Source organism: Vibrio sp. 10N.247.310.24, assembly GCF_041467175.1.
Classification (GTDB): Bacteria; Pseudomonadota; Gammaproteobacteria; order Enterobacterales; family Vibrionaceae; genus Vibrio; species Vibrio tasmaniensis_A.
The window spans coordinates 51,266-59,730 of the sequence record NZ_JBFSUD010000029.1 but is presented as its reverse complement, the minus strand read 5'-3'; the positions used below and the strand labels follow the sequence as shown (position 1 = coordinate 59,730).

Annotated in this window: 12 protein-coding genes; 5 read left to right on the top strand and 7 right to left on the bottom strand. The window is 42.6% G+C overall.

What is annotated here, in order from left to right:
- Positions 1-310: 310 nt before the first annotated feature.
- Positions 311-757 (bottom strand): META domain-containing protein, encoded by a 447-nt coding sequence (locus AB6E08_RS11315; RefSeq protein ID WP_009846444.1) that lies wholly within the window; start codon positions 755-757, stop codon positions 311-313.
- 191 nt (positions 758-948) lie between these two features.
- Here AB6E08_RS11315 and AB6E08_RS11310 point away from each other — a divergent pair, with 191 nt between their 5' ends.
- Positions 949-1,209, top strand: coding sequence for a DUF1289 domain-containing protein (locus AB6E08_RS11310; protein ID WP_017098649.1), 261 nt, complete (start codon positions 949-951; stop codon positions 1,207-1,209).
- 109 nt (positions 1,210-1,318) lie between these two features.
- A complete protein-coding gene (locus AB6E08_RS11305) occupies positions 1,319-1,486 on the top strand; it encodes a hypothetical protein (protein WP_017098648.1) in 168 nt (55 codons plus the stop codon).
- A gap of 74 nt (positions 1,487-1,560) precedes the next feature.
- Here AB6E08_RS11305 and AB6E08_RS11300 read toward each other — a convergent pair whose 3' ends face one another.
- The 3 genes from AB6E08_RS11300 to AB6E08_RS11290 form a co-directional block, all read right to left on the bottom strand.
- Entirely contained in the window at positions 1,561-1,863 is a 303-nt protein-coding gene (locus tag AB6E08_RS11300) for a thiamine-binding protein (protein ID WP_017065764.1), read from the bottom strand.
- 143 nt (positions 1,864-2,006) lie between these two features.
- Complete coding sequence (locus AB6E08_RS11295; RefSeq protein WP_009846448.1) at positions 2,007-2,228, bottom strand: hypothetical protein; 222 nt, start codon at positions 2,226-2,228, stop codon at positions 2,007-2,009.
- Between the two features lie 268 nt (positions 2,229-2,496).
- Positions 2,497-3,735, bottom strand: coding sequence for a DEAD/DEAH box helicase (locus tag AB6E08_RS11290; protein ID WP_372063622.1), 1,239 nt, complete (start codon positions 3,733-3,735; stop codon positions 2,497-2,499).
- A 210-nt stretch (positions 3,736-3,945) separates the two neighbouring features.
- Here AB6E08_RS11290 and AB6E08_RS11285 point away from each other — a divergent pair, with 210 nt between their 5' ends.
- On the top strand, positions 3,946-4,572 hold the full coding sequence (locus AB6E08_RS11285; RefSeq protein WP_012603677.1) for a LysE family translocator: 627 nt from the start codon (positions 3,946-3,948) through the stop codon (positions 4,570-4,572).
- A 250-nt stretch (positions 4,573-4,822) separates the two neighbouring features.
- Positions 4,823-5,179, top strand: coding sequence for a hypothetical protein (locus AB6E08_RS11280; RefSeq protein ID WP_012603678.1), 357 nt, complete (start codon positions 4,823-4,825; stop codon positions 5,177-5,179).
- Positions 5,180-5,317: 138 nt separating this feature from the next.
- Here AB6E08_RS11280 and AB6E08_RS11275 read toward each other — a convergent pair whose 3' ends face one another.
- Together AB6E08_RS11275 and AB6E08_RS11270 are read right to left on the bottom strand one after the other, a co-directional pair.
- A complete protein-coding gene (locus tag AB6E08_RS11275; protein WP_029223162.1) occupies positions 5,318-6,442 on the bottom strand; it encodes a M14-type cytosolic carboxypeptidase in 1,125 nt (374 codons plus the stop codon).
- 151 nt (positions 6,443-6,593) lie between these two features.
- A complete protein-coding gene (locus AB6E08_RS11270) occupies positions 6,594-6,869 on the bottom strand; it encodes a nitrogenase-stabilizing/protective protein NifW (protein WP_017104249.1) in 276 nt (91 codons plus the stop codon).
- Between the two features lie 190 nt (positions 6,870-7,059).
- Here AB6E08_RS11270 and AB6E08_RS11265 point away from each other — a divergent pair, with 190 nt between their 5' ends.
- A complete protein-coding gene (locus AB6E08_RS11265; protein ID WP_009846453.1) occupies positions 7,060-7,272 on the top strand; it encodes a TIGR02450 family Trp-rich protein in 213 nt (70 codons plus the stop codon).
- Between the two features lie 38 nt (positions 7,273-7,310).
- On the opposite strand, the gene AB6E08_RS11260 is transcribed toward AB6E08_RS11265, so the two are convergent.
- A complete protein-coding gene (locus AB6E08_RS11260; RefSeq protein WP_029223161.1) occupies positions 7,311-8,048 on the bottom strand; it encodes an HAD-IIB family hydrolase in 738 nt (245 codons plus the stop codon).
- Between the last annotated feature and the right edge of the window lie 417 nt (positions 8,049-8,465).

The following is an 8,465-nucleotide window of genomic DNA, read 5'->3' as shown; positions in this document are numbered from 1 at the left end:
TAAATACCCAGCAACTCGCTGCAAAAATCAGCTCGAAAGATCAACACGCCCTATTATTCTATCTGTTTCTGAAATAATTTCTAATTCAACAGTAAATTCAATCAATTACTTAAGGGCTATTACCATCCTAGCAACAGACCGTTGAACTGATGAATTTATTGCACTCAAATGATAGATTTTTTAGGTTTATTGGAGGTTGGTACGAAAAGTAAGCGATGAGTGTCAGTTTTGAAGGAATCATGAGTGTAAAAAAGCAATAAAAAAGGAGCCACTAGGGCTCCTTCAATCAATATTTGGTTTCTTTGACTGATTAGTTTACCCAGTCACGAATTGTGTACGTTAGCGTGTGTACATCGTTTTTCAATACTAGCGTATCGTTTGTTAGTGTTACGTCGCTCCACTCGCTTAGAGTCGCGGAAACCGATTGTTCGATTTCCATTGCTGAGCCGTGACACATTTTCATGGTCATGCCCATTTGCTTAATGCGGAATTGACCGTCTTTTAGTTCGCCTTGACCGAAGAAGTTGTTACAACCAGCCATGCCGTTTGCCGTCATCTTTTCGCCGATCTCTAGACGAGGTGTCGCTTGGTGTTCGCTTTTCTCAATGTTCTTGCCATCAATTTGCGCAAGTTCCCAATTATGGTGCTGTAGATCGGTTGGTGTTACTTGCATCGCGTTATCACCTGTTGTTGTGCATGCTGCTAGCATCATAGGTAAAGCGGCTACTGCTAGTAATTTTTTTGAACTAAACTTCATATTATAAGGCTCCAAAGGAAAGAACGAAGTTACCGAATAAGTGTAACTTGATGGGTTCAAAGTATAGTTTACAAAACACTATATGTGTCAGTATAAGGTCATAGTTTAGTATGGATTTCATGAGCTAGGCGACAAATTAATCGCTTATTTTTGAGATAGTAAGCGTAATTTTGATTATGTAAGGAGGCGCGGTGGAGCAGTTAGAGTTTTTCCAAGTTCCAAGCCCTTGCGTCGGGGTTTGCTCAAGCGATGACAAAGGCTATTGCAATGGCTGTATGCGTAAAAGGGAGGAGCGCTTTAATTGGATGTCGATGACGCCGTCAGAACAGTTACACGTCATAAAGCTGTGTCGTCAGCGCTATAGAAGAAAAATAATGAAGCAAAAAAATTTGGTTGGTAAGTCGGTTGACGAAGAGGGAAGTACAAGTCCCCAAAGAGATCTTTTCGGCTAAAGAGGAAGTATTGAAATTTTATTTAACCTCGAGGTAACTATTACTTTACATAATGGTTGGGGTGTAATATTAAGGTAGGTACCTTTGTACCTGAAGGAGTGGTGTCGGTATGAATAAAAAGAACGGAAAATTCAAAAAAGAGCCAGTTAAAGCACTGGATCGAAAACCAATCGGGGCGAAAGATGACCCTGAAGAGACTCCGCGTGATTGGCATTCGATGTCAGAAGAAGAGCGAATGGAAATCCTTTCTCACCTTTCAGACATGCCTTTTCAATAACATCACTGGTTCTTCAGAGTCTTTCTTAAAGCCCTGTTTTCTTAAATAAACAGCTTTCTGAAATAAACATATTGCTAAACAAACATGTGATTCGCTTTCGTTACACCACGATGGTACGTGCAAAATGTATCATCGGCTTCGGTGGTTTTACTGTGAATTTTAATGTTTGTGATCACTTCTACAGCCCCTGCATCGTAGCAAGCTTGTTCTGCTTTTTTAACGATATCTAGCAGTTGGTTGAGTTCACCTTTCATCGTGGTTTCCATAGCTCCGACTTGGAAAGGCACATCGGCAGCTTTCACAACTTCAATTGCTTTATCAACCACTTCGAAGTTGTTGCCTTCTTTAACGCGAGGGATCACTTGGAAGGCAACCATCACTTCTTTTTCTCTTTTTAACTCAGACACTTTCTGCTTACTCTTGGATAGGGAATTGTTGCAGATAATAGGTTAATGCAGATATTAATTTTACAGCTAACGATGCTGTTCTATCGACTATATCAGTGACTAGAGATGTAGGCTTACTTGCTACCCCAATGGTCGCTAACCCAACCACCAATATGCTCATCAAAATGACTGCCACTGAATCTCTGGTTACGCTCCACCGAGGTATCACAGTCATCTTTGTTGTCTATTAGGTTTTGTATGTAGTTTGCCATCGGGTCATTAGAACGCTGACGATCTCGGCGAGTTGCCACTTCCTTAATCAGTTGTAATCGATATGTAGAGCTTGCACGTTTCATTTCAATGACCTCCCGGTTTTTAGACACTAATAGAAAAATCTAGTTGTCAGATATAGGGGCGTCAACGTGATTTCAGAGTATTTTTTTTGAGCAACCAAGAATCAATACCTTGGCATCATAATTCATAAAAGTGTCATTTAGGTTGGCATCTTTATGGAGGTTTGAGGGCGTAAGTTTGTATTTTGGTCCTGCTAATATGAGATGAACCATAAAAAAGCCCAGTGCAAACTGGGCTATTCGATTTTCTGTGGTTATTTTGAAGAACAGGTTATTTCGAAGAACTTGGTTTGCTCTTAAATTGCTTAACACTCTTCTTTTTTGCGGTTCTTCGGTTAGCCATTTTGTCTTTAGGCGGACGTTTGCGAGCTGCCGTTTCAGATGCAGGTTTGTCTGTAACAGGGAAGCCTTCCAACGCTTGTAGCATAAGAGGTTTATTGGTCAGAGTACGAATTGCATTCAGGTAGTCAGTTTCGCTGTGGCTAACCAGAGAGATCGCGCTGCCAGTACTTCCTGCTCTTGCTGTGCGACCAACTCGGTGGACGTAAGTCGCCGAATGCGATGGCAAATCAAAGTTAATTACGACAGGTAGTTGATCAATATGGATGCCTCTAGCCATAACGTCGGTGGCGATAAGCACACGAGTCTTGCCATTTTTGAAACTCTCTAATGCTTGCTCTCGCTCTTCTTGGCTCTTATTTCCGTGTAGCGCATTCACACTGATTTTGGCTTTATTCAATCGCTTGGTTAATGCATCTGCATTGTCTTTTGCGCCAATAAATACCAAGACCTGCGACCATGCGTGCTGATTGACTAGGGCGATCAGCGCTTGAGCTTTACTGCCTTTGTTCACTAAGTACAGAGTTTCTTCAATAGCCGCGACCACGCTGTTTTCTTGATGCGTCGTAACTTTTACTGGATTAACAAGAAGCGCCTCAGTCTGACTGATCAGCTCTTTTGGCAGCGTAGCCGAAAACAACAGTGTTTGATGCTTTTTAGGAAGAGCAGAAATAATGGTTTGAACATCTGGCCAAAATCCCATGTCGAGTAAACGGTCTGCCTCATCAAGAACTAAAGACTTGCATTGGGTTAGCTCGAGCTTGTTCTCTTGAATAACGGCATGTATTCGGCCAGGAGTTGCGATCACGAGTTGTGGCTTTTCTAACAATTGCTGTTGCTGGATCTCGATATCAACTCCACCAGTCAGTGTCACTGTTTTGATATCAAGTGTGGTTGCGATGGGTTCTAGTGCTTTGGCTACTTGAGAGGCAAGTTCACGGGTTGGAACAATGATTATCGCTTGTAGTTCATTTACATCATGCTTGATGCTGTTCAGCAAAGGTAAGCCAAATGCCAACGTTTTTCCGCTACCCGTTTGAGCCAACGCCAGCACGTCTTTCCCCGCAATAATTGTAGGAATTACCGCTTGCTGTATCTCTGTCGGCTTATTGAATTGAGATGGGATCGCGGAGACGGTTTTTGGGTTAAGGGCTAGGCTATCAAATGACATAAATGAACCAAGTATCAAAAGGGAGGTGGAGTCTAACAGGGCTGCAAATGTTAGAAAATCAGTTTTGTAACGTTACACGATAAACGCTCTCATTTTATGCGTGAATTATGTATGTTAGCCATACGCGATAATTAAACGTTCATCATATTGTAATGGCATTGAATGGACGTACAATGTCCGCCCTAAAAATGTTCATGAAATGAGTTCGAAATGAGTTGGGACAGTATATCGCTGTTTATTGTTATCGTGTTTTTTATTGCCATTATTCCAGGCCCTAATGCTTTGCTGGTATTAAGCACAGCCTTAACTCAAAGGAAGCTGTTCGCATTTGTGAACGTGTTGGGCGTGTCATGTGGTTTCTTTTTTCACGCCTTTATCTCGGCCAACGGCATAAGTTTGTTATTGTCGAACACCCCAATGGCCTTTGAAGGGCTTAAGTGGGCTGGGGTTTTGTATCTTGTCTGGCTTGGGTATAACCATTTTCGCGCGGCCCTGCGTGCTCAAGAGGGTGTACTTTATGCGGTAAGTGCATCGGGAAGTAAGCTATACAATCAATTTTTCAAAGGGCTCCTCACTAATCTACTGAATCCTAAAATCGTCCTGTTTTATCTTTCTATATTCCCTCAATTTGTTTCAAAAGATGCGATTGTGACAGACAGTTTGATGCTTGGTGGGATTCAGGCGACAGTAGTGTCGATGTGGTTCTTGATTGTGATCTTAATGGCGGATACGTTCAAGCGCTTGTTGGTTCAAAAGCGAACCTCACAAATGATGAACATTGTTTGTGGTGTTCTATTTGTGGGCTTTAGTATTCAACTAGCATTGTTTCAGCTCTGAGGTAGTGTTGCTAAGAATGGGGCATATACCATATTCTATTCAGTTCTCATTTTTTACTGAATCCTCAGGAATTTTAGAGTCTCTTCATAAATGGCTAAAGCATTGCTATGTAAAGTCGATATAATGGACAGTCATCAATTGGATGAATGTGTATGTTTCGAGCTTAGATTTGAAACAGAAAACAACAGATAGTTAGCTTGTTCATTTTTACCAAGAAACAGAAACATGAAACAAAGATAGGGAGTCATCGATGAGTGAAGAGTCATTCACCCAGAAACGTGAGTATTACCGCCTGAAGTACCCTAAAAAGGCGCGCCCAGTGATACGAATCAAAGATGAACTTTTTCATGTCAGTGAAGTTTCTGAAAAAGGCGTGCGCTTGATGATGAGTAACATCATCCCGGTCTATCGAGGCTTCTCAATGGCAGGCACTTTATGGTTGCATGGTAATAACAGCATTGATATTCGTGGTTCTGTATTGAGGCAAGAAGGCGATGAAGTGATCGTTCTGTTATCACAAGGCCCGAGTTTCAAAGATATGGTGGCTGAACAACGACACATTAGGCAAAGGTACCCGGTTTTCTTCGCGAACCTCAGAGTGGCATAAGCAAAGCTTCTATACGCCTAAAACCCAAGTAACTCATCGTTATCTGATATAAAAAGCCCAGCACTTTGACAAGTGCTGGGCTTTGTCATCTATATGAACAAACTACTTCTAAAGACAAACTAACAAGTTTGCTTCGTCTTATAGCTCGTCGACTGTTGCCCAAACCGCTGCTAGCATGTCGTGACCAAATGCAACACTGCGCTCTGGAGACCAACCGTACAGTTCGTCAGCGTGGCTGATGTGATCTTTAAATGGCATCTCGACAGTGTATGCCAAACACTTGAACTGTTCGCCGATCCAGTTTGTGCCGACGGTCATATTTGCTTTGCCCGGTTCGTCTTTATCGTAACCAAATTCATCTTGGAACTCTGGCGTGATAGTCAGAAGAGCTTGCTTGAAGTGATTCTCTAGTTTTGCAATGCGCTCGTTGTATGAAGGTGTGCCTTCGCTACCAGCAACAAAGTTATATGGGATTGCTTCGTCGCCGTGAATGTCTAGACAAAGGTCAACACCAGTCTCTAGCATGCGCTCGCGAACAAGGAAAACCTCAGGGCTGCGTTCCATAGAAGGTGACTGCCATTCACGGTTTAGGTTAACGCCAATACCGTTAGTGCGTAGGTGGCCACGGATACTGCCGTCTGGGTTCATGTTAGGTACAACGCGGAATACAACGCTGTCTAGCAGTGAGCGGCCTACTGTGTCTGTCTCATCAAGCAAGCGTTGTAGCAGACCTTCGATCAGCCATTCAGCCATGGTCTCGCCCGGATGTTGGCGACCAATAACCCAGATGTTTTTCTTCTCTGCACTTGGCTCACCGATGGTTAGCAAAGTGATGTCGTTGTTATCTAACGTATGGCCCAGAGTTTCTAGCTTACAAGCAGGGTGCGTTTGAGCACTGTGCAAGAGATCTTGATGACGATCGTATGAATACGGTGCGAAGTACGCGAAGTACATTGAATCGTGTTCAGGAATGATATCAAAGCTTAAAGTGTCGCCATCGAATTGAGATGGAATGCGGAACCACTCTTCACGGTCATACGATGCAACCACATCATAATCTTTCCAGCCTTCAGGGTAGGCAGATGTTGCCAATTGGCCGATTTCAAAGTGGTGAGCTTGTTGAGCTTCACTTTCTAAGCGGAAATGAAACCATTGTGCGATTTCAGTTTGATTATCCGCTGGAATAGTTAGTTGAATGTTTTGTGGTGAATCTGCTGAAACGACGTGAATGTTGCCGCTTTCGAAGTTGCTGAAAATTTTCATTGTAGTTTTTATCTCGTAGTTGAGTTGCCGTAAGATTAGCACACTTTTTTTCGAGCAAACCACTAACTAAATCGTAATGAGATGTTATTTCAGCTATCTGTTTTTAGCTGCCTACTTTTAAATCGACAGCTATTTAACGGTTAACTTTGAGCTATCGACGTTGGCAAGTCGTGCAACCACGACAGGCAGAGCGTGTATAGCGATCGAGTTTACTGCGTTGCACCTTACAGTACGCATTTTTCAGCGCTCTTCTTCCAGCAAACCAATCATCCGGCTTTGACAGGATCAGATAACCATTGAAGCGCTTCACAAGCTCTATTCTATTTTGGTCGATGAACTTTCTATCAAAGCCTATTTCGAAGTAATCAAGCGCTTGTTCAATCGAAGTAAAGCTCGCTATTTTTTGTTGGAACTCTGTTTGGCTCATGGGGAGTTTGTTTGTGAACTGGTGGCAACTATTGTACCGAGTTCACGATTTATTTTATTGATTTTAGTTATGACTTACCTGGGGTTGAACCGTAGGCTTTCTTAACATGAAGTGATCTTTTTAACTCTTTGAGGATTATAGATAAAGTACTAACGAACAGTGACAACTACCCAACCAGATAGGGGAATCAATGAATCGAATCAATCCAAAGAAACTACTTCGCAGTAAATGGACGGCCGTTAGCCCAGTAAAGAAAGAAAAGCACTTTATGATCACGGAGGTCGAATTCGAAGAAGGGGAGGTCATTCGTTGCTTAATAGAAGCGGTGATGACGAAACGAGAAGAAGACATTAACTGGCGCGATCTAACCGATAAGGATCATTGGCTTCCTGGTTGGAAATAAGTGTATCAAGTCGAGGCGATCTGCTTGATACACTTGTATTAATTACCCGACGCAGCAAGCCCTTGCCAGTATTTAAGGCCTTCTAACACACCCTCTGCATGTGTTGCTCTGCTGGTGTATACGTTATCTCGATCGGACAGGTGAGCGATCTCAGGGTAATGATTCGCGACCAATATTGAATTTACGCCATCTATGGTTAGCATCGAGGTGTCGTTCGCTGAATCGCCAGCCACGCATACCTCTTCAATGCTTAACTGATGTTGTTTAAGTAGATGATGAATCGCTGTGGCCTTGTTGACACCCTTAGGCGTGATATCTAAGTACCAATCGTGGGAATAAGTAAGGTGTACATCTAAACCGTGTGATTCCAGACGAGATGCGATCAGCTCATGTTGAGGCTCTGAGAGTTTTCCTTCGAAAGTGATCTTGTATTCCCCTTGATGGCTCTCTAAGCGCTCTCCCATGAAATCGAGCGATGCAAGTGCAGACTCAACCTTTGACTTGTTCCAAGACGCTTCTAATTGATTGTGCCAGGTGTGATCCGGTGTTTGGGAGTGCTCGTGATGAATTCTCGTGCCTACGTCGCTGATAATCGTGTGTGGTTTCGGGTAGTTGTCAGAAGCTAAACCCACACGAATTGAGGGCAGTGTTCTACCTGTCGCGATGATAAAGCGGATATCCGGTTGTTTTGTTAAGTAGTTAAACAACTGATCAACCCCATGAGACGAGCCGCCATCAAGCGTGCCATCAAAGTCACACACCAGCATTTTTATCATTCTAATACCTGTCCTTTTATCCGTCCGAAAGAGTATCCAGCCTTTAGATAAAGAATGGATCAGCAATGTGTACTCTACAAGTTGTCTTTCGGCCTGGGTAATCGACTTTTGACAGTTTGCAGCAAGTATCACAGTTGGTGTTATGTCTTCTATATCGGAGATGAAGGTATCAATCCGATCTGTGCCTAATTGGACGGACTCTATCCAGATTGCCCTTCATATGTGTGTAAAAGTCATTGTGAGTGCGCGCCTCGTAATGGTGTTAATTTACCGGTCTTAGTGGCGTTTAAATCCTCTTAATTGGTTTGTATTCAAATTGTTTGTACACGAACTATTTGTGCATATTCTTGGTCTATTTAGCCTATTAATTGTTCTGATGTGAAATAAATATTCAATAATCTATCTGTAAGTAATACA